Origin of the sequence: Sphingomonas sp., from assembly GCF_035714405.1 — a bacterium.
Classification (GTDB): domain Bacteria; phylum Pseudomonadota; class Alphaproteobacteria; order Sphingomonadales; family Sphingomonadaceae; genus Sphingomonas.
The window spans coordinates 164,983-182,980 of record NZ_DASTMA010000006.1 but is presented as its reverse complement, the minus strand read 5'-3'; the positions used below and the strand labels follow the sequence as shown (position 1 = coordinate 182,980).

Here is a 17,998-nt window from a genome sequence, read left to right as displayed (position 1 = left end):
CCGGCGGGTCGGCACGGCCGAGCCCGACCGATGACGCCGCTTTGCCGCGGCGATTTAGGTTGCAGAAGTCTACCAAAGGCAACGGCCGACGCGGGAGCGGACCCCGCGTCGTTGGACGGGTTTGCGATGCGACATGCCGTCCGGGCTTGCGCGTCTTCTTTTCAGCTTCGCTGCGCAGGTGCGCGCTAGCGGCCGATCTTTGCCCCCTGCACCGCCGCGGCCGGATCGACCGACGGCGCGCCGCTGGCCGGCGTACCCGTATTGGCGATATCGCCGGTCTCCGCGCGTCGGTCGGTGGCGACCGCTTCGACCGCGGAGTTGGCGCCCGGCGCGGCTGCTTGACCCTGACCGCCCTCGGTCCCCGGCGCATTGCCGCCAGTCGCCGGTGTGGCACCCGCCGCGGCGGCGCCAGCGGCCGGCGCGGCCGGCAACGGCAGGTTCGAGCCCTGCTGGTTCAGATAGGCCATGACATTGGCGCGGTCTTCCCCCTTCGACAGGCCGGCAAAGGTCATCTTGGTGCCGTCGGCGAACTTGCGCGGGCTCTTCAGCCAGGCGTTCATCTTTTCCCAGTCCCAGTTGCCGCCGACACCCTTGAGCGCGTCGGAGAAGGCATAGGGCCGCGCCGCAATCGCCTCCCCCATCACACCGTGCAGGTTGGGACCGATGCCATTGGCGCCGCCCGGGGTAATGGTGTGACAGGCCGCGCACTTCTTGAACACGTCGGCGCCCTTGGCCGGGTCGGCCGCCGCCAGCAGCGTCGCGATCGGCACCTCGGCCTCCGCGCCGGCGCCGGTTTCGGCCGCCGCCTCGATTGCATAACCTTCTTTCTCGGGCTCGGCACCGTGGAACACCATGCCGCCGATGATGGAGAAACCCAGCGCCGCTCCGAAGGCGGCGAGCGTCCAGCCCGCGATCGTGTTGGTCTTGTTATCCATCGGGCGAGCGCATTCCTGGGTTGGGCGGGCAGAAGAACGCGCGACCCTTAGAAAAGCGCCGCCCCTACCGCAAGCGCGACGGTCCGGCTAACGGATGCGTCAGATGGAGAACTTCCCCACCCCGGCCCGAAACCTGGTCGCGTCGATGACCGCAGCCGCCGCCGACGCACCCGACCGCGCCGTCGCGTTCCAGGGTGCACCGGGCGCCAATAGCCACATCGCGGCGCTTGAGGCATTTCCCAACGGCTTGCCGCTGCCCTGCTTCGACTTCGCCGACGCGATCGACGCGGTGAAGGAGGGACGCGCCGACTGCGCGATCATCCCGATCGAGAACTCGCTGCACGGCCGGGTCGCCGACATCCACTTCCTGTTGCCGGAATCGGGGCTGGTCATCACCGGCGAGCATTTTCTGGCGATCCGCTACGCTTTGATGGGGCTGGGGCCGATCGGCGCGGTGCGCGAGGCGGTCAGCCATCCGCAGGCGCTGGGCCAGTGCCGCCACTGGCTGAAGGCGCATGGCATGGCGCCGGTCAGCTACCCCGACACCGCCGGTGCCGCGGCGCTGGTGGCGGAGCGCGGGGAGGCGAGCGTTGCAGCACTCGCCCCGCCGGGTGCGGCGGCGCTGTACGGCCTCGACGTTCTCGCGGGCGACATCGCCGACGCCGATCACAACACCACCCGCTTCGTGGTGCTCGCGCGCGGCGGTACGCGCCCGGTGGGGGAGGGGGCGTGGATGACGACGCTGATCTTCGAAGTGAAGAACGTCCCCGCCGCGCTCTACAAGGCGCTGGGCGGCTTCGCGACCAACGGCGTCAACATGACCAAGCTGGAAAGCTATCAGCGAGGCGGCAGCTTCTCCGCGAGCGAATTCTATGCCGATGTGGAGGGCAGGCCCGGCGACGTCGGGCTCGACCGCGCGCTCGACGAATTGGGCTTCCACGCGAAATGGATGCGGGTGCTGGGCACCTATCGGCAGGCGCGCAAGCGGGGGTAAGAAGCAGCACATCGCCTCAAGCTCCTCCCCGGCGAAGGCCGGGGTCCAGCTGCCATGAACATCGTGGTCGAAGCGCAATCCTGCGAGACGAACCTTGGGAAACTAGGCCCCGGCCTTCGCCGGGGAAGATCCTACCGGGCCTGGTCGCCTGAAGCCCGCCCGGCAGCACTCAACGCCAGCAGGATCGCCGGCGCGACGATCAGCGCCGCGATCACGAACGGCGCGTCGATCGACAGGTGCGCGAACGCCAGCCCCGCCGTCAGCGGCCCGACGAACCGCGCCAGCGCGCCGGTTGCGTTGTTCAGGCCCAGCACCTGGCCCTGCTTGGCGGGGTCGGCGTTGCGCGAGATCAGCGCGCCGACATTGGGCCAGCTCACCGACTGTCCCAGCGCGGTTACCGCCAGCAGCACGGTCGTCATCGCGATCCCGGTCGACCAGATCTGGCCGAGGCAGCCGAGCACCGTCAGCGCCATGCCTGCCGCCAGCACCCGCGCCTCGCCGAACCGCTCCGACAGGGGGCCGGTGACGAAGAACTGCGTCACCGCAGAGACCGCGCCGGCGAACGCAAAGCACCAGCCGACCTCCTTTGGCCCCCAGGCGAACCGCGCTTCGCCCCACAGACCGAACACCGATTCGATGCCGGTAAAGGCGAAGCCTACCAGAAAGGTGAGCAGCATCAGCCGGCCGATCACCGGGTGGCTGGTCACCTCGCCCAGCGCTTCCAGCCGGCTCTGGTGCGGCCGTACCTCGCGGGTCCGCAACGGCTCGCGAATGAATAGCATAATTGCGACAAGGCACGTCGCCGACAGCCCGGCCGCGATCAGCAGTGGCACCCGGAACCCCGCCGGCCCGGCATGGGTCTGCGCGAAGATGCCGCCGATCGACGGCCCGACGACCAGCCCCAGGCTGGCCGACGCGCCGATCCAGCTCAGCCGCCGCGCGCGCTTCTCCGGCGCGGTGACGTCGGCGATATAGCCCTGCATCACCGACCCGTTGCCGCTCGCCGCCCCGCCGACGAAGCGGATCACGAACGCGGTCCAGATATCGGGCGCGAAGGCGAGCGCCAGATAGCAGAGCATCGTGCCCGTGACGGTCGATAATAGCAGTGGCTTGCGTCCGATGCGGTCGCTCAGCCGCCCCCATACCGGCTCGCCAAAGAACGCGCCCATCGAGAAGGCGGAGAAGATCAGCGCGATCTGCCAGGGGTCGGCGTTCAGCGCCTGACCGTAAAAGGGCAGCAGCGGGATGATGATGCCGAAGCCGAGCATGTTGATGAACATGACACCGACCAGGCTTCCCGCAGCCAGGTTGGAAGAGCGATCGGCGGCCATGCGTACCTAAGACACGGCTTTGCGGGGTTGGACAAGCGACCCTGTCCGCTGCACGGCGTGACGATGGATGAAGAAGCGTTTTTCCGCCCCGCCGACGACGCGTTTCAGCCGCTGCCGCTCGCACGCGGCCCGTGGAATCCGCAATCGCTCAACGGCCGCGTCGTGGCGGGGCTGCTCGGCACCGTTCTGGAACAGCGCCACGGCCGTGCGGGTTGGCTGCCGGCGCGGATGACGGTGGACTTGTACCGGCTGCCCGGCTTCGATCCGGTGACGGTCGACACCTATGTGGTGCGCGAGGGGCGGCGTATCCTGGTCGTCGATGCGCGTTTCGTATCGGGCGGTGTCGATATGGCGCGGGCGACCTGCCAGTTCCTGCTGGCGGCGGAGAACGCGCCCGGCGAGGTTTGGAAGCGCGAGGGCTGGGACGTGCCGGGCCCCGACACCGTTGCCCTTGCAGCCATGCCTCACGCCATCTGGGACTTCCGCCCGATCAGTGGCGCGTTCGCGACGGCGGGCCAGCGGCGCGGCTGGATGCGCGAGCTGCGGCCGATGGTGGCTGGGCTGCCGCTGACGCCGTTCCAGCGCGTCGCGGCCGCATGCGACTTCGCCAGCCCGTTCGCGCATAGCGGGTCGGAGGGGCTCGGCTATATCAATACCGACGTGACACTGGCGCTGCACCGGCTCCCGGCGGGCGAGTGGATCGGCTTCGAGAGCGACTACCACGACGCGGACGCCGGCGTCGCGCTGGGACAATGCCGGCTATACGACGAGACGGGGCCGATCGGCCTCGCCACCTGCCTTGCGCTCGCTCAGAAACAAGCGCTCAAACCGCGTTAGTCCTCGCCGCTGCCGAGATCGTCGCCGAGCACGGCCCGCACCCTACGCCGCGGCTCACGCACCCTCAGCAGCAGCACCAGCAGCGCCGCCACCAGAAAGCCCAGCGCCACCCCCATCAGGGCCCGCGCGCCCAGCAACTCCACCACCACGCCACCGATCAGCGGCCCGGCGGCGGCGATCACGCCCTCGACCGTGGTCGACAGGGCAAGGCGCATCGTGGTGTCCTGACGGGCGCCGAACTCGAGCACCATCGTCGTCGCGCTCATCATATAGCCCGAACTCGCCGCCCCGAGCGCGCAGAAGCTGGCGACGATCCCCCAAGCGTCGGTCGCGACCAGCAGCAACGTGATACCCGCGATCCACAACACGACCGAGCACACAAAGGCGATGCGGAAGCCGAGCCGATCGCCCATCTGTCCCCAGAGCAGGTTGGACAGCGTGTCCGCACCCAGGAACGCAAAGGAGAGCAGGCCGATCGTGCGCCCGTCCATCCCCATCCGCTCGGCCGCGACCAGGACGTAAAAGGGGGCGGCGACGCGACCCGCGATCGTCAGCGCCTGCGCGACGATGAACCAGCGATAGTCGCGATCCGCCAACAGCGCCGGCAGATCGCGCAGCCGCTCGCGAAAGGGCGTCGCCGCGCGCAGCTGGACGGGATCGGGCTCGACCATCATCACCCTCAGCACCGCCAGCCCCATCGAGGTCAGCACGAAGGTGACGAAGAAGGTCGTGGCATAGCCGTTGCCGAGCACGTTGCGCTCGATCAGGAACGCGCCCGCCCAGTACGACAGCGCCGCGGCGATCGCGCCGCCGGCGAGGTTGCGATAGCCTTGCAGTCGCCCGCGCCGTGCGATCGGGATGACCTTCGCCATCAGCATCTGGAACGCGACGCGCTGCGTACCGGTGAAGATGCCGAGCAGGAAGAACAGCGCCAGCGTCACCCCAGTCAGCACCGGACCATTCAGGAACCACCCCGCCAACGCCAACCCCAGCACCTGCAACCGCATCAGCGAGCCGACCCGAATCGCATAGGGCAGAACGCGCGCGCGGTGCTCGATCCGCGACGCGCCGACGATCGGCGACAGCACCGCGCCGAGCTGGAGCAACGCCTGGCCCAGCCCGACCATCGCCGCCGATCCGGTCAGCAGGTGGATGTAGCTGGGGATTAGCGTCGGCGCGTACATCAGCCGAAACCCGGTCAGCCCGAGCATGCCGTGGATGAAGTGTCCGGTAAAATTGCGCCGCAGATTGCGCTCGATGAACGCGTCGTTCGCCGCCTCGCGCGCCGCCAGCCCCTCCGTCACCTTGGTACGAAGCTCACCAAAAGCTCCACTTCAGCCTGAACTTGTTTCAGGGTCCATGCGCGACGGCCAGCCCCGAACGAGTGGCCATTGGTCCGCATGGATGCTGAAACCAGTTCAGCATGACGGTTGCTGTCAAGCCTCACGTCTCCGGCGCGAACATGGGATAGGGCGCGCCCTCGGTGGGTGCGAACCGCACCCGCACCCGCTGGCCGATCGCCAGCGCGTCATGGTCGTCGGCGGCGATGTTGGTCAGCACCGCCGGCCCTTGATCGAGGGTGACATAGGCGAGCGTGAACGGCGCGTCCGGGCCGCGGCGCATGGTGGACAGGCTATAGATCGTGCCCGCCCCGTCGGTCTCCTCCCACCGCGTGTCGGCGGACAGGCAGAAGGGGCAGAGCGCACGCGGATAGTAATGCGGCGCGTCGCACGCTCCGCACCGCTTGATCAGCAGCTTGCCCTCAGCGGCGGCGTCCCAGAAGGGCTGGGTCTCGGGCGTGACCTCGGGCGGACTTAGCTTGCGCATCACTGGCGCTCCAGGATGAGGGTGGCGGCACCATGCCGTGCGCCGAGCGAGCCGCCGATCGCGGTCGCCACCGCCAGGTCGCAGTCCGGTACCTGCACGGCGGGGTGCGCCTCGCCGCGCAGCTGGCGCACTGCCTCGATGACCTTGGTGATGCCGCCGCGATTTGTGGGGTGATTGTTACACAAGCCACCGCCATCGGTGTTGAACGGCAGCTTGCCCGAGCCGGCGATCAGATTGCCGTCGTCGACGAAGCGCCCGCCGTCGCCCTTGGCGCAAAAGCCCAGATCCTCCAGCTGGATCAGCACGGTGATCGTGAAGCTGTCATAGATCGAGGCGTATTTGATGTCCGCGGGGGTGACGCCTGCCTCCTTGAACGCCGCCGGCCCCGACACGGCGGCAGCCGACGTGGTCAGGTCGAGGTCGCGGCCGCCCGCAGGCCCCTTCACCGCCTCGCCCGCGCCGCGCACCGCCACCAGCGGGCGTTTCAGGCTCCGGGCGATTTCGGGTGCGACCACCAGCAGCGCGCCGCCGCCGTCCGAGACGACGCAGCAGTCGAGCCGGTGGAGCGGGTCGGAGATCATCGGCGAGGCGAGCACGTCCTCGACGCTGACCACGTCGCGCAGCATGGCGTGTGGATTGTGCTGGGCATGGGTGCTGGCCGCGACCTTGATCCACGCCAACTGCTCTGACGTCGTGCCATATTCGTGCATGTGCCGCGCGGCGCACATGCCATAGCTGTTGTGCGTCGACATCCCGACCCAGCCCTCGAACGGCGCTTCCGGCGCGCCGCCGGGAAAGCGCCGGAACGGCTCCGACCGCGGCCGCCCGGCCAGCGTGATCAGCGCCACCGAGCACTTGCCCGCCGCGATCGCCTGCGCCGCATGGGAGACATGGAGGATATAAGAGGAGCCGCCGGTCTCGGTGGAGTCGGTGTGCCGGACGTTCAGCCCCAGATAGTCGATCATCGACAGCCCGCCGAACCCCGGCGCGTCGCCCGCACAGAAATAGCCGTCGACGTCCGCCACGCTCAGTCCGGCGTCGGCCAGCGCACCCGCGGCGCATTCGGCATGGAGCTGCGGTGTCGTCTTGTCGGGCGCCAGCCGGGTCGGATGCTCCCAGGCGCCCGCGATGTAAGCCTTGTCGCGTATCGTCACCCGCGGACCCCTCCGTTGCCGGTGCGCTGTGCCGAACAACAGGGCGGCGCGTCAAGCGGCCATGCGGTGCTCCGCCCATACCAAGACTTCGGAAAGCGGCAGCGGCGCTCGGCGCGAGGAGGGCGGACGCGTTGCGTAAACCGTTGATCGCGCCCGGCCCCTGTTGGAAGCTTGACGAGCGCACGTCCGTACCGCACCCTCCAATTGCGCGCGAAGGTGATCGTGAACGCGAGGGAAGGGATGTCATGACCGCCATCGATACCCGGCTTGGGCGGGGCGCCGAGCGTTGACGGGCGCCGCGATCGAGGCGGACCATGTCGCGGACAGGGCGCTGCGCCGGCGCACGCTGACGCTGGCGCTGCTGACGCTGACCTATTTCTTCAGCTACATGGACCGGCAGATCCTCGCGATCCTGCTGGAGCTGATCAAGGCCGATCTCCAGCTCTCGGACACCCAGCTGGGCCTGCTGTCGGGTCTGGCATTCGCCATCTTTTACGCGGGTCTGGGTATCCCCGTGGCGCGGCTCGCCGACCGCAGCAACCGGCGCAACATCATTGCCGTATCACTGGCGATCTGGAGCGCCATGACCGTGGTGTGCGGCGTCGCGCAGAACTTCGTCCAGCTGCTGCTGGCGCGGATCGGCGTCGGCATCGGCGAGGCCGGATCGAGCCCGCCGAGCCATTCGATCATCGCCGACCTTTATCCGGTGGAGAAGCGCGCCAGCGCGATGGCGATCTATACGTTGGGGGTGGTGCTGGGCGGCGGCTTCGGCACGCTGATCGGTTCACAGCTCGCCGCCGCCTATGGCTGGCGCGTCGCGATCATGGCGATCGGCGCGCCGGGCCTGCTGCTCGCGATCATCGTGCGCCTGTTCGTGGTCGAGCCGCGCCGCGGCCAGTCCGAAGCCGCGCAGGTCAAGGACACCTCGGCCATGCCGACCATGGCATCGGCATTCAAGGACATCTGGCGCAATGGCGCGGCCCGTCACCTGGTGTGCGGGGTCACGCTGACCTCGCTGATCGGCTATGCGCTGACCGCCTTCGGCCTCAGCTACCTGCAGCGCTCGCTCGGCTTCTCGATCACGCAGGCGGGGCTGTTCGGGCTGGTCGCGGCGCTATTGGGAACGGTCTCCGGCGTCGGCGGCGGCCGCCTGGCGGACTGGTCGGCGAAACGCTGGGGCATGCATACGCAGAGCTGGATGGTGGCGCTGCTCAAGGTCGTGGCGCTGCCCTTCACCCTGCTGTTCTACCTGACCGACCAGCCGATGGTGGCGGTGACCGCCTATGGCATTCAGATCCTGTTCGCCTCCAGCTATCTCGGCCCTACCTTTGCGCTGCTTCAGGGGCTGGCGCCGCTGCGGATGCGGGCGATGTGGGCGGCGATCACGCTGCTGGTCATCAACATGATCGGCCTCGGCCTCGGCCCGACGCTGATCGGCGTCATCAGCGACCTGCTGGTGCCATGGGCGGGCAAGCAGGACTCGCTGCGCTGGGCGTTGGTCATCATGGCCAGCATCACACCCTGGGCGATCTTCCACTATTGGCGCGCGGGCGTCCTGCTGAAGCGCCAGCAGGGCGAAGCGCGGCAGCCGGCGGTGTCCCGATGACTCGCGCAAGCGCGGCCGGCGGGCTTCAGCCTGTTCGACGAGCCGGCGTTGCCGCGGCGGGTCCATCGTCATGAAGCTCGAAGCGCAACTCGACGCCGCCGGGCTGACCGGAACCAAGCTGGCGGTGTGGGCGGCGCTGCGGCCGGACGGTGTCGCGGTCGTGGACCCCGACGGAACCGAGCACAGCTTCGCGACGGTGAACGGCAACGCCAATCGGCTGGTGCGACGGTTGCGTGCCTACGGGCTCGGCGCCGGCGACGCAGTAGCGATGATCTGCTCCAACCGCGTCGCATTCGTCGAGGTGACCGCCGCCTGCCTGCGCGGCGGCTTTCGACTGACGCCGGTCAACTGGCACCTGACCGCCGAGGAGATCGGCTACATCATTGCCGATTGCGAGGCGAAGGCGGTGATCGCCGAGGCGGGCCGCGCGCCGGTCGCGGCGGCAATGGCACAGGCGGGCGAGGTCGCGGTGCGCCTGAGCGTCGGCGGGACGATCGACGGCTTCGAGGACTATGCCGCGGCGCTGGCGGACCTGGACGCAGGCGACCTGCCCGACCCGGTGCTCGGCGGCACGATGATGTACACTTCGGGCACCACCGGCCGGCCCAAGGGCGTGCACCGCCCGCAGCCGGTGCCGATCCCGCAGGCGGCTTATGCGACCCGCGGCTATGGCCCGGATTCGGTGCAGCTGTGCGCCGGCCCCGCCTATCACGCCGCGCCCTTCGTCTTCGACCTGACCGCCGCCACCTCGACCGGCGCGCCGCTGGTGTTCGTCGACAAGTGGGATTCCGAGACCGTGCTGCGCCTCATCGCCGGACGCCGGGTCACGCACCTGCATCTGGTGCCGATCATGATGCAGCGGCTGCTCGCGCTGCCCGATGCGGTGAAGGCGCGCTATCCCGTCGACAGCGTCCGTTTCCTGATCCACGGCGCCGCGCCGTGCGCGCCGGAGGTGAAGCGGGCGATGATCGCCTGGTTCGGCCCGGTGCTGACCGAATATTATGCTGGGTCGGAGGGCGGTGCGGGCTTCTTCATCGATAGCGACGAATGGCTTAGGAAGCCCGGCAGCGTCGGCAAGCGCCCGCTGCTGATGCAGGTCCGCATCCTCGACGACGAGGGCCGCGAGCTGCCCAACGGGCAGGAGGGCGGCATCTATCATCAGCTGCCGCCCGGCGGCTTCACCTACTACAAGGACAACGGCAAGACCGCCGCGACGCGCGTCGATGGCTTTTTCACGATGGGCGATGTCGGATATTTCGACGCGGACGACTATTTGTTCCTGACCGGCCGCAGCGCCGAGACAATCATCTCCGGCGGGGTCAACATCTACCCGCAGGAGGTCGACAACCAGTTGATCAAACATGACGCGGTCGCCGACAGCGCCACCGTCGGCATCCCCCACCCGGAATGGGGCGAGGAGGTGCGGGCGGTGGTGGCGCTGAAGCCGGGCTTTGAACCTTCCGACGTACTGGCGCAGGAAATCCTGGCCCACGCCCGCGCGGCGCTGCCGTCGTTCAAGGTTCCCCGTTCGCTCGATTTCGCCACCGAGCTGCCCCGCAGCGAGGCAGGCAAGATCCAGCGTGGCAAAGTGCGGGCGCCGTACTGGGCGGGGCGCGAGCGGCAAATTTGACAGCCCGCGTTCCCCTACCATAGCCAATCACGCTGTCCTACAGCCTCCGACCTGTGCTCCACACTGCCGGATGAGTGATTCTCCCTTCACCCCCGTGCCCGTCCGCGCCCGGCGCGACGGCTGGACCCCGCAGCGTCAGCGCGACTTCATCGCCGCCTTGGCGGATGTCCGCTGCGTCGTCGTCGCCGCGCGCCTGGTGGGGCGGAGCTTCCAGACCGCCTACCGCCTGCGCGCACGGGCCGACGCGGTCAGCTTCGCCGCGGCGTGGGACCCGCACTCGCCCGACCCGAGCCGGCGCCGTCGTTTACCGGGCGCGCGCTCGGGGGCATCGCCCGCCCGATCCTGTACCGTGGCCGTCAGGTCGGCGAGCGCCGCAGCTATGACGACCGGTTCGCGCAATACATCCTCGCGGTGCGCCGCCCGGGCCGGTCCCGCGTCGGGAGCGATCGCGCTGCGGACGTAGCGTGCATTTCCTCACCTTCCACGCCCCGAAGCGTCGAAGTTCCGCGCCCGACGCACCTTTCCCGTGACGCCGGCCTTGCACCCCGGTCCCGCTGCCTTGCGCCGAAGGCGGAAGAAGCGGCACGCGCGCTCGGCCTCGGGGTGACGAGGGTGGGAGCCGAGGCTAGGGCGCTTTCATGCGCTTCCTTCCCCTCCTGCTCCTGCTCGGCGCCGCGCCCCCCAACATTGTGCGCGTCCGCCTCGACACCGCCGCCGGGCCGATCACCGTGGCACTCGATGCTCGCCGCGCGCCCAAGACCGCCGCCAACTTCCTGCGCTATGTCGACGACGGCCGGTTCGACGGCGTCGCCTTCGTCCGCGCCGCGCGGCGCAAGGCGGGGCCGGGGGGCTTCATCCAGGGCGGGATCGGCATGGAGGCACGCCGCGTCCTGCCGCCGGTGCCGCTGGAGCCGACGAGCCGCACCGGCCTCCGCCATATCGACGGCGCGATCTCGATGGCCCGGTTCGAGCGCGAGAACTCGGCGACCGGCAATTTCTCGATCTCGGTCGGCGCGAACCCGGGCATGGACGCCCGCCCCGGCGCGCCCGGCTATGCGGTGTTCGGCCGCGTCGTCGCGGGCATGGACGTGGTCAAGCGCATCCTTGCGCAACCGACCGGACCGGGCGGCTCGGGGGCGATGAAGGGCCAGATGCTGGTGCGTCCCGTCACCATTCGCCGCGCCGTGCGTCTGGACGGTGTCGCCCGCCCGACCGGCCGGCCAAAACCCTGGACCCTGGGAATATGAGCGTGAACGTGAACACCGCCGATCAGGCCGCCCTTGACGCCCATCCGCCGCTCGCGGGCCACGGTTATGAGATTGTGCGCTATCGCGAGGATCGTGGAAAGTTCACCGCGCTGCGCCAGCTTGACGAGGTGCCCGGCCTCGCGGGCAAGCTGGACGATGCCGCCCGGGCGGAGCTCTCGCTGTGAAAACCGCGCCCAAGACCGCGCTCATCACCGGCGCCACCGCCGGCATCGGCGCGGCGGCGGCGCGGCGGTTCGTTGCGGGTGGCTGGCGGGTGATCGCCACCGGCCGCCGGCAGCAGCGCCTCCACGCGCTCGCAGCCGAGCTCGGCGACGCGCTCCACCCGCTCGCTTTCGACATGCGCGACGAGGTCGCGCGCGAGGCCGCCATCGCCGGGCTGCCGACGGGCTTCGCGGGCGTCGACCTGCTGGTCAACAACGCGGGGCTCGCGCTCGGCACCGCCCCGGCGCAAGCGGCGAAGCTCAGCGACTGGCAGGTGATGATCGACACCAACATCGTTTCGGTGGTGGCGCTGACCCACCGTCTGCTGCCGACCCTGATCGAGCGGCGCGGCGGGGTCATCAACCTGTCGTCGGTCGCGGCGAACTACCCCTATCCGGGCGGCAACGTCTATGGCGCGACCAAGGCGTTCATCCGCCAGCTCAGCCTCAACCTGCGCGCCGACCTGCACGGCACCGGCGTCCGCGTCACCTCGATCGAGCCCGGCATGGTCGAGACCGAGTTCACGACCGTGCGCACCGGCAGCCAGGCGGCGTCCGATCAGCTCTACGGCGGCGCGAACCCGATGACGGCGGAGGATATCGCCGAGACGCTCTGGTGGGTCGCGACGCTGCCGGTACATCTCAACGTCAACACGCTGGAGCTGATGCCGGTGACACAGAGCTTCGCGGGGTTTCAGGTGGCACGAAGCTAGATTCTTCCCGTTCAGCCTGACGCCGCTAGACCCACCTCATGCCGACCCACGAAGACTTCCGTGCCTTGAGGACGATCTTCGCAGCACTCGCGCTGCTTTTCGCCACCGCCGCGCAGGCGCAGGTCGAAAGCCCCGACACGGCACTCGTCCGCGATGCCGCGACCTGGGCTGCGGTCGCGGGGTTGCCGGTCGACGAGGCGGAGCGGCACCTTCGCGCTCAGGCCGAGACGATCCCAACCACGGATGCCATTGTCGCCGAGTTCCGCGACCGCCTCGCCGGCATCGCGGTGGAGCACCGCCCGGGCTATCTCATCCGCGTGCTGCTGACCGGCACCGACCCGGTGCCCCACCGTCGCATCCAGGCCGGCGGCATGGCGGTCGCGATCGAGTTCCGTGTCGGTGCGCTCGCTACGCGTGAGACGTTGCTGTCCGCTCTGACCCGGCACCAGGCCGAGATCCGCGCCAGTCTGCGTCGACCGCCTGGCCTGGGGATCGACCAGCGGACGGGCGCGCTGGCGGTGATGGTTGCCGGGGTCGATGAGGAGCCGTTGGAGCAACTGGAACAGCGTTTCGCCGACCTTACCGGTGTGCCGGTGGTGGTGCGTCGCCTCGATCAGGCGGCGAACAGCGCGATCGAGGGCGGCGCCCGCGTCGTCGGCACCAGCCCGATCGACGGCAAGCGTTACGCCTGCACCACCGGCTTCGTCGTCACCGACGGCACGCGCAACGGTGTCGTCACCGCCGCCCACTGTCCGGACGACCTTGCCTACGTCCAGGCCAACCGCAGCCAGGTGCCGCTCAGCTTCGTCGGCCAATGGGGGTGGAGCTTCCAGGACGTGCAGCTGCATCTGGCGAACACCGAGCTGGCACCGGCGTTCTTCGCCGATAACGCCAAGACCATCCGCCGCCCGGTCACCGGCGCGCGGCCGCGCGCCAGCACCCGCGCCGGCGATGTCGTCTGCCATCGCGGCGAGCGCACCGGCTATAGCTGCGCCGAGGTCGAATATGTCGATTTCGCGCCGTCGGGCGACCTGTGCGGCGGCCCCTGCGCCCCGACCTGGGTGGCGGTGGCGGGACCGTCCTGCCGCTCCGGCGACAGCGGCGGCCCGGTGTTCGACGGTACCGTCGCGCTGGGGCTGGTCAAGGGCTCGAGCACACGCGCCGACGGGACGTGCAGCCTGTATTATTATCAGTCGACCGATTACCTGCCCGAGGGGTGGCGCGTGCTGGTAGCTGATCCTCCCCTGCAAGGGGAGGGGGACCAGCCGCAGGCTGGTGGAGGGGCCTCTCCTCCGGCGGCTCGCTAGCGGCGAAGCCCCTCCACCACCGAGCTACGCCCAACGGTCCCCCTCCCCGTGAACGGGGAGGATCAAGCCGCCAGCCGCCCGTCCGCAATCGCCACCGTCTCGAACGCGAACAGCACTTCGGGGTCAGGCGCATCGACCTCGGCGGCGATCTCGGCCGGCGCGACCTGCCCGAGCAGGTGCCGGATCACCGCGATCCTCGTCCGCGGCTTCTTGTCCGCGCGGACGCAGGCCCATGGCGCCAGCGGCGTGTGGGTCCGCGTCAGCATCAGGTCGCGCGCAGCCGAATAGTCGCTCCATCTCGACTGCGCGACCGCATCCAGGTCGCTGATCTTGAGCTGCTTGAGCGGGTCCTCGCGCCGCGCATCGAGGCGCGCCTTCTGCTCATCCTTGGAGATGTCGAGCCAGACCTTGACCAGCCTGATCCCGCTCTCGACCAGCATCCGCTCGAAATCGGGCGCGTCGCGCAGGAACTCGGCCTGCTGCGCTGGCGTCGAGAAGCCCATCACCACCTCGACCCCGGCGCGATTGTACCAGGATCGATTGAAGATCACGAGCTCGCCCGCGGCGGGCAGATGCGCGACATAGCGCTGAAAGTACCATTGCGTCCGCTCGCGGTCGGAGGGCTTGGGCAGCGCCACCACGCGCGTCGCGCGCGGCGACAGATGCTCGACGATGCGCTTGATCGTTCCGTCCTTGCCCGCGCCGTCGCGTCCCTCCAGGATCAGCACCGTCCGCTCACCCGACGCCTGCGCCGCCAGTTGCGTTCGCACCAGCGCCAGCTGCAGCGCCTCCAGTTCGTCGTCGTGCTTGTCGCCCAATGCTATTCTCCCGGCCGGTATCGACGCTCGACATGGCCGGCGAGTTCATCCGGCCAAAAATAGACCGGCCTGAGGTCGCCCGCCGCATAGCGTTTCGCCTGATTGGCGAAGTGCGGCGATCCCGGCCGCCCGCTCTCGCCGCCGGCGGTGACCGCCCAGGCGCGTACCCGCGGGCCGAACTCGACGATCGCGACGAAGCTGTTCCCGCTCGTCCCATACCACCGCCTCGTACCCGGATAGGCGCGCGCGCCGAACGAGGCGAGGCTGCCCCAGCGCGCGCTGGCGAACGGCACGGGGAGCGAAGGCTTCGCATCGTCGAACCGCTGCACGATTGCGGCATCGTTGCGCTGGAAGCGGTTGACCTCGCCCCAGGGCACGTCCCAGCGGCCGAAGTCCCGCTTGAGCCGCGCCACCGCGCGCTCCAGCGCGGCCAGCTTGGCACCGGCAGGCATCCCCGTCTCCAGCCATCGCCACGGCGTCAGCTCCGGCGGGCGCTGGTTGCTGACCGCCTCGGGCCACATCTCGTCCGCCCAGAACATCGCCAGCGTGGTCGCGGTCGAGTTGGCGGCGGCGCGCTGATCCCAGCGGGTCAGCGCGGCAATCGGTTCGCGCAGCCTCTCGGCCGCTGCCGGATCGGCGGTGTACTCGCGCACCGAGATCAGCTGCGGGATCAGCCCAGCGAAGGCGGAGAGCCACGGATCATAGGCGATCGCGCGCAGCCCCTGCCAGTCGAGCGCGCGAGCCTTACCCAGCAGCGCGATCGCATGGTCGCCGCGCGGATTGGCACCCGCTTGATCCATGTAACGGGGGTATGCGTTCGCGCGCGGACTGCCCGCGCCCGCCGCCCGCCACGGCGCGTCGTTGGCGTTGTAAAGCCATCTGCCTGCCGGGTCCGTCACCGCCGGCAACTTCGCCAGCGGCGTCAGCCCGCGCCAGGCGGTGGCGGGATCGCTCCCGTTCACCGGCCGGCGATAATCGAAGCGGTCGTCGCGCAGCGGCACGAACTGCGGCAGCAGCAGCGCGGTGTGCCCGTCCGCGTCCGCATACACCGTGTTGTTGGACGAATTCGCCTGCCGCCCCGCGACCCGCAGGAATTCGGGATAGCTGCGCGCGCGGGTGCGCAGCCAGCTTTGCTCCAGCGCCGGCACGGGCCGGTGCATCAGCGCGGTGCTGATCCACTTGGCGCCGATCTTGTGCGTCACTGGCCCGTGTTGCGAGCGCCAGGTCAGGAAGTTGCGCTCGCCCAGGCTGCCGTCCGGCTTACGGAACTTCAGCCGCACGCTCGAGACCTCCAGCGGCCGGTTCTCGCGTCCGAACCGATAGGTGATCAGGTCCGGCCCGCGTCGGGTCACGTCCAGCGCGAACTCATCGACGGCATCCACACCGCTCGTCGTGTGCATCCAGCCGACCCGATCGTTCCAGCCCTGATAGATGAAGAACTGCCCCCAGGTGCTGGCGCCATAAGCGTTGAGCCCGGCGTCGCTGGTCATCTGCAGCTCGGAGCGGAAGAAGAAACTGGTGTGCGGGTTGACCAGCAGTAGCGGGCGGCCGTTCGCCGACAGCTTCGGCCCGATCGCGATGCCGTTGGACCCGCGCGGCTCGGCATCGACCTCCGCTACCCGCGCCAGCTGCGGGGCAGGGGTGCCGTAAAATGCGGCGAGCCGGGCCAGGTCGACCTTCTCGATATCACCGCCGATCGAGCCCTCGGTAAAGGACAGCGCCATCCACGGCTCGAACCGCGTCAGCACCCTCGGCTTCTCGGTCGGGTGCCTCGCCAGGTAGAAATTCAGTCCGTCCGCCCAAGCATCCATCAGCACCCGCAACCAGGGCGGGCTGCGGCGATACTCGGCTTGCAGCGCGATCGGGTCGATCCAAAGCCGCTGACGCAGGTCCGCCCAGATCGCCGCCTCGCCCTCGGCCTCGGCGGTGCGACCGAGCGCGGTCAGATAGTTCGCCTCGATGCGCGGAAAATCGTCCTCCGCCTGCGCATAGATGGCGCCGAACACCGCATCCGCGTCCGATCGCCCCCGCACATGCGCGATGCCCCAGTCGTCGCGCGTGATGCTGACGCGGGCAGCCTGGGTCTGCCAGCGGCCGAGATCGGTGGGAACCGGGGCGGCGCCCAGCAGGGCCACCGACAAAGAAGCGAGGAGAAACGGGCGCATGGCGTTACCATAGCCCAGCGTCGGGAAGGCGAAAGCACCTTCCCGGCGAAAGCCGGGGCCCAGATGCGGTCATCTAACTCAGCTTCGTGCCTGTATCCGGCGCGGCCGACTAGGCCCCGGCGTCCGCCGGGAAAGGCCATATCAACGCCTCCACGATCTCCGCCGCGATCTCGCCCGGCGCGCGCATTGCCCCCTGCGCCACCGTCTGCACGGTCACCCAGCGCCCAGCCCAGCCCGTTGCCCCCAGCGCCGCATAGTTGTCCCGCACCCGCGCCTGCAGCGCCGCGTCCGCCTCGTTCACGTCAAACGCCGCGTCCGTGTACGACCGCTGCTGCTTCATCGCGATCTGCCGCCGCGCGACGTCGACAGGCGTCGCCAGATAGACGGACAGGTCCGGCGGCGGTAGCGCAAAGGCATCGGTCTCCAGCGCCCAGGTCCAGCGCATCAGCTCCTCCGCGTCAGCCAAGGGCCCGCGCGCCGCCTGATACACGAGGTTGGAGGCGATGTAGCGATCGAGCACCACCACCTCGTGGTTCGCCGCTGCCGCCAGCAAGACATCGCGCGATTCCAGCCGGTCGAGCGCGTAGAGCACCGCCGCCGCTCGCGGGGAAACCTCGCGCGGCAGCCGTCCGCCGAGCATCTCGCCCAACGCCCAGCCGCCTGCCGTGTCGGCATAGCGCGGGAACGACAGCACCGTCGCCGATCGCCCGGCCGCGTTCAGCGCCACCGCCACCGCCGCCGCCGCCGTCGCCTTGCCCGCACCGTCGCCGCCCTCGATCGCCAGCAGCATCAGGCTTGCAGGCGTTCGTGGTGGCGGATCACCTCTTCGATGATGAAGCGCAGGAACGCCTCGGAGAATTCCGGGTCCAGCTCCGCCTCCGCCGCCAGCTGCCGCAACCGCGCGATCTGCCGTTCCTCGCGCCCCGCATCTGCCGGCGGCAACCCGGCCGTCGCCTTGTACCGCCCGACCGCCTGCGTCACCTTGAACCGCTCGGCGAGCAGGTGGACCAGCGCCGCGTCGATATTGTCGATGCTCTTGCGATAGCCCGCGAGCACGTCGTCCATTTTCTTCCTTTCGCCCCCAGGCCCGCCTCCGTTCGTCCTGAGCGGAGTCGAAGGGCATGTGCTTCGACTGCGCTCACCACGAACGGGAACCGGATCACCTGCCGGGGTAATGCGGATAACCGCCGCGCCGGACAAGCCTTGCCATGCC

General features: G+C 69.5%; 18 protein-coding genes. 9 read left to right on the top strand and 9 right to left on the bottom strand.

The features are described 5' to 3' along the window. Window positions 1-185: 185 nt before the first annotated feature. On the bottom strand, window positions 186-935 hold the full coding sequence (locus tag VFQ64_RS02105; protein ID WP_325101641.1) for a cytochrome c family protein: 750 nt from the start codon (window positions 933-935) through the stop codon (window positions 186-188). A 103-nt stretch (window positions 936-1,038) separates the two neighbouring features. Here VFQ64_RS02105 and VFQ64_RS02100 point away from each other — a divergent pair, with 103 nt between their 5' ends. Further along, window positions 1,039-1,929, top strand: coding sequence for a prephenate dehydratase (locus VFQ64_RS02100; protein ID WP_325101640.1), 891 nt, complete (start codon window positions 1,039-1,041; stop codon window positions 1,927-1,929). Between the two features lie 131 nt (window positions 1,930-2,060). On the opposite strand, the gene VFQ64_RS02095 is transcribed toward VFQ64_RS02100, so the two are convergent. Next, window positions 2,061-3,260, bottom strand: coding sequence for an MFS transporter (locus VFQ64_RS02095; RefSeq protein ID WP_325101639.1), 1,200 nt, complete (start codon window positions 3,258-3,260; stop codon window positions 2,061-2,063). 63 nt (window positions 3,261-3,323) lie between these two features. Between VFQ64_RS02095 and VFQ64_RS02090 the strand changes: the two genes are divergently transcribed. Next, on the top strand, window positions 3,324-4,097 hold the full coding sequence (locus VFQ64_RS02090) for an acyl-CoA thioesterase domain-containing protein (RefSeq protein WP_325101638.1): 774 nt from the start codon (window positions 3,324-3,326) through the stop codon (window positions 4,095-4,097). Here the strand turns inward: VFQ64_RS02090 and VFQ64_RS02085 are convergent. From VFQ64_RS02085 to VFQ64_RS02075, 3 genes are all read right to left on the bottom strand, one after another. Beyond that, window positions 4,094-5,401, bottom strand: a complete 1,308-nt coding sequence (locus VFQ64_RS02085; protein ID WP_325101637.1) for an MFS transporter — start codon at window positions 5,399-5,401, stop codon at window positions 4,094-4,096. The two genes, VFQ64_RS02090 and VFQ64_RS02085, sit on opposite strands and share 4 nt — an antisense overlap. A gap of 139 nt (window positions 5,402-5,540) precedes the next feature. After that, the gene (locus tag VFQ64_RS02080) at window positions 5,541-5,924 is read right to left on the bottom strand and encodes a Zn-ribbon domain-containing OB-fold protein (protein WP_325101636.1); all 384 of its coding nucleotides are present in this window, start codon (window positions 5,922-5,924) and stop codon (window positions 5,541-5,543) included. Then, window positions 5,924-7,078, bottom strand: a complete 1,155-nt coding sequence (locus VFQ64_RS02075; RefSeq protein WP_325101635.1) for a thiolase domain-containing protein — start codon at window positions 7,076-7,078, stop codon at window positions 5,924-5,926. The genes VFQ64_RS02080 and VFQ64_RS02075 overlap by 1 nt, the downstream gene beginning before the upstream one ends. A 286-nt stretch (window positions 7,079-7,364) precedes the next feature. Here VFQ64_RS02075 and VFQ64_RS02070 point away from each other — a divergent pair, with 286 nt between their 5' ends. The 7 genes from VFQ64_RS02070 (at window position 7,365) to VFQ64_RS02040 (ending at window position 13,802) form a co-directional block, all read left to right on the top strand. Then, window positions 7,365-8,684: an MFS transporter gene (locus tag VFQ64_RS02070; RefSeq protein WP_325101634.1), complete on the top strand. Its 1,320-nt coding sequence runs from the start codon at window positions 7,365-7,367 to the stop codon at window positions 8,682-8,684. 70 nt (window positions 8,685-8,754) lie between these two features. After that, complete coding sequence (locus VFQ64_RS02065) at window positions 8,755-10,314, top strand: AMP-binding protein (protein WP_325101633.1); 1,560 nt, start codon at window positions 8,755-8,757, stop codon at window positions 10,312-10,314. Between the two features lie 70 nt (window positions 10,315-10,384). Beyond that, window positions 10,385-10,777 carry a hypothetical protein gene (locus tag VFQ64_RS02060; protein ID WP_325101632.1) on the top strand — a complete coding sequence of 131 codons (393 nt, stop codon included), beginning with the start codon at window positions 10,385-10,387 and terminating at the stop codon, window positions 10,775-10,777. A gap of 175 nt (window positions 10,778-10,952) precedes the next feature. After that, complete coding sequence (locus VFQ64_RS02055; RefSeq protein ID WP_325101631.1) at window positions 10,953-11,561, top strand: peptidylprolyl isomerase; 609 nt, start codon at window positions 10,953-10,955, stop codon at window positions 11,559-11,561. Continuing rightward, on the top strand, window positions 11,558-11,746 hold the full coding sequence (locus tag VFQ64_RS02050) for a ComEA family DNA-binding protein (protein WP_325101630.1): 189 nt from the start codon (window positions 11,558-11,560) through the stop codon (window positions 11,744-11,746). Before VFQ64_RS02055 ends, VFQ64_RS02050 begins: the two co-directional genes overlap by 4 nt. Next, entirely contained in the window at window positions 11,743-12,495 is a 753-nt protein-coding gene (locus VFQ64_RS02045; RefSeq protein ID WP_325101629.1) for an SDR family NAD(P)-dependent oxidoreductase, read from the top strand. Before VFQ64_RS02050 ends, VFQ64_RS02045 begins: the two co-directional genes overlap by 4 nt. A gap of 38 nt (window positions 12,496-12,533) precedes the next feature. Further along, window positions 12,534-13,802 carry a S1 family peptidase gene (locus tag VFQ64_RS02040; protein ID WP_325101628.1) on the top strand — a complete coding sequence of 423 codons (1,269 nt, stop codon included), beginning with the start codon at window positions 12,534-12,536 and terminating at the stop codon, window positions 13,800-13,802. A gap of 62 nt (window positions 13,803-13,864) precedes the next feature. On the opposite strand, the gene ppk2 is transcribed toward VFQ64_RS02040, so the two are convergent. The 4 genes from ppk2 to VFQ64_RS02020 all read right to left on the bottom strand — a co-directional run bounded on the left by ppk2 (window position 13,865) and on the right by VFQ64_RS02020 (window position 17,850). Next, on the bottom strand, window positions 13,865-14,620 hold the full coding sequence (gene ppk2, locus VFQ64_RS02035; protein WP_325101627.1) for a polyphosphate kinase 2: 756 nt from the start codon (window positions 14,618-14,620) through the stop codon (window positions 13,865-13,867). Between the two features lie 2 nt (window positions 14,621-14,622). Continuing rightward, window positions 14,623-16,785: a penicillin acylase family protein gene (locus tag VFQ64_RS02030; RefSeq protein WP_325101626.1), complete on the bottom strand. Its 2,163-nt coding sequence runs from the start codon at window positions 16,783-16,785 to the stop codon at window positions 14,623-14,625. A gap of 109 nt (window positions 16,786-16,894) precedes the next feature. Then, a complete protein-coding gene (locus tag VFQ64_RS02025) occupies window positions 16,895-17,575 on the bottom strand; it encodes a thymidylate kinase (protein ID WP_325101625.1) in 681 nt (226 codons plus the stop codon). Further along, a complete protein-coding gene (locus VFQ64_RS02020; protein ID WP_325101624.1) occupies window positions 17,575-17,850 on the bottom strand; it encodes a chorismate mutase in 276 nt (91 codons plus the stop codon). The genes VFQ64_RS02025 and VFQ64_RS02020 overlap by 1 nt, the downstream gene beginning before the upstream one ends. Window positions 17,851-17,998: the final 148 nt, after the last annotated feature.

Excerpts from the sequence above, each read along its gene's own strand:
- VFQ64_RS02105 (WP_325101641.1), bottom strand. The coding sequence starts at position 935 with ATGGATAACAAGACCAACACGATCGCGGGCTGGACGCTCGCCGCCTTC.
- VFQ64_RS02100 (WP_325101640.1), top strand. The coding sequence starts at position 1,039 with ATGGAGAACTTCCCCACCCCGGCCCGAAACCTGGTCGCGTCGATGACC.
- VFQ64_RS02095 (WP_325101639.1), bottom strand. The coding sequence starts at position 3,260 with ATGGCCGCCGATCGCTCTTCCAACCTGGCTGCGGGAAGCCTGGTCGGT.
- VFQ64_RS02090 (WP_325101638.1), top strand. The coding sequence starts at position 3,324 with ATGGATGAAGAAGCGTTTTTCCGCCCCGCCGACGACGCGTTTCAGCCG.
- VFQ64_RS02080 (WP_325101636.1), bottom strand. The coding sequence starts at position 5,924 with ATGCGCAAGCTAAGTCCGCCCGAGGTCACGCCCGAGACCCAGCCCTTC.
- VFQ64_RS02065 (WP_325101633.1), top strand. The coding sequence starts at position 8,755 with ATGAAGCTCGAAGCGCAACTCGACGCCGCCGGGCTGACCGGAACCAAG.
- VFQ64_RS02060 (WP_325101632.1), top strand. The coding sequence starts at position 10,385 with ATGAGTGATTCTCCCTTCACCCCCGTGCCCGTCCGCGCCCGGCGCGAC.
- VFQ64_RS02055 (WP_325101631.1), top strand. The coding sequence starts at position 10,953 with ATGCGCTTCCTTCCCCTCCTGCTCCTGCTCGGCGCCGCGCCCCCCAAC.
- VFQ64_RS02050 (WP_325101630.1), top strand. The coding sequence starts at position 11,558 with ATGAGCGTGAACGTGAACACCGCCGATCAGGCCGCCCTTGACGCCCAT.
- VFQ64_RS02040 (WP_325101628.1), top strand. The coding sequence starts at position 12,534 with ATGCCGACCCACGAAGACTTCCGTGCCTTGAGGACGATCTTCGCAGCA.
- VFQ64_RS02030 (WP_325101626.1), bottom strand. The coding sequence starts at position 16,785 with ATGCGCCCGTTTCTCCTCGCTTCTTTGTCGGTGGCCCTGCTGGGCGCC.
- VFQ64_RS02025 (WP_325101625.1), bottom strand. The coding sequence starts at position 17,575 with ATGCTGCTGGCGATCGAGGGCGGCGACGGTGCGGGCAAGGCGACGGCG.
- VFQ64_RS02020 (WP_325101624.1), bottom strand. The coding sequence starts at position 17,850 with ATGGACGACGTGCTCGCGGGCTATCGCAAGAGCATCGACAATATCGAC.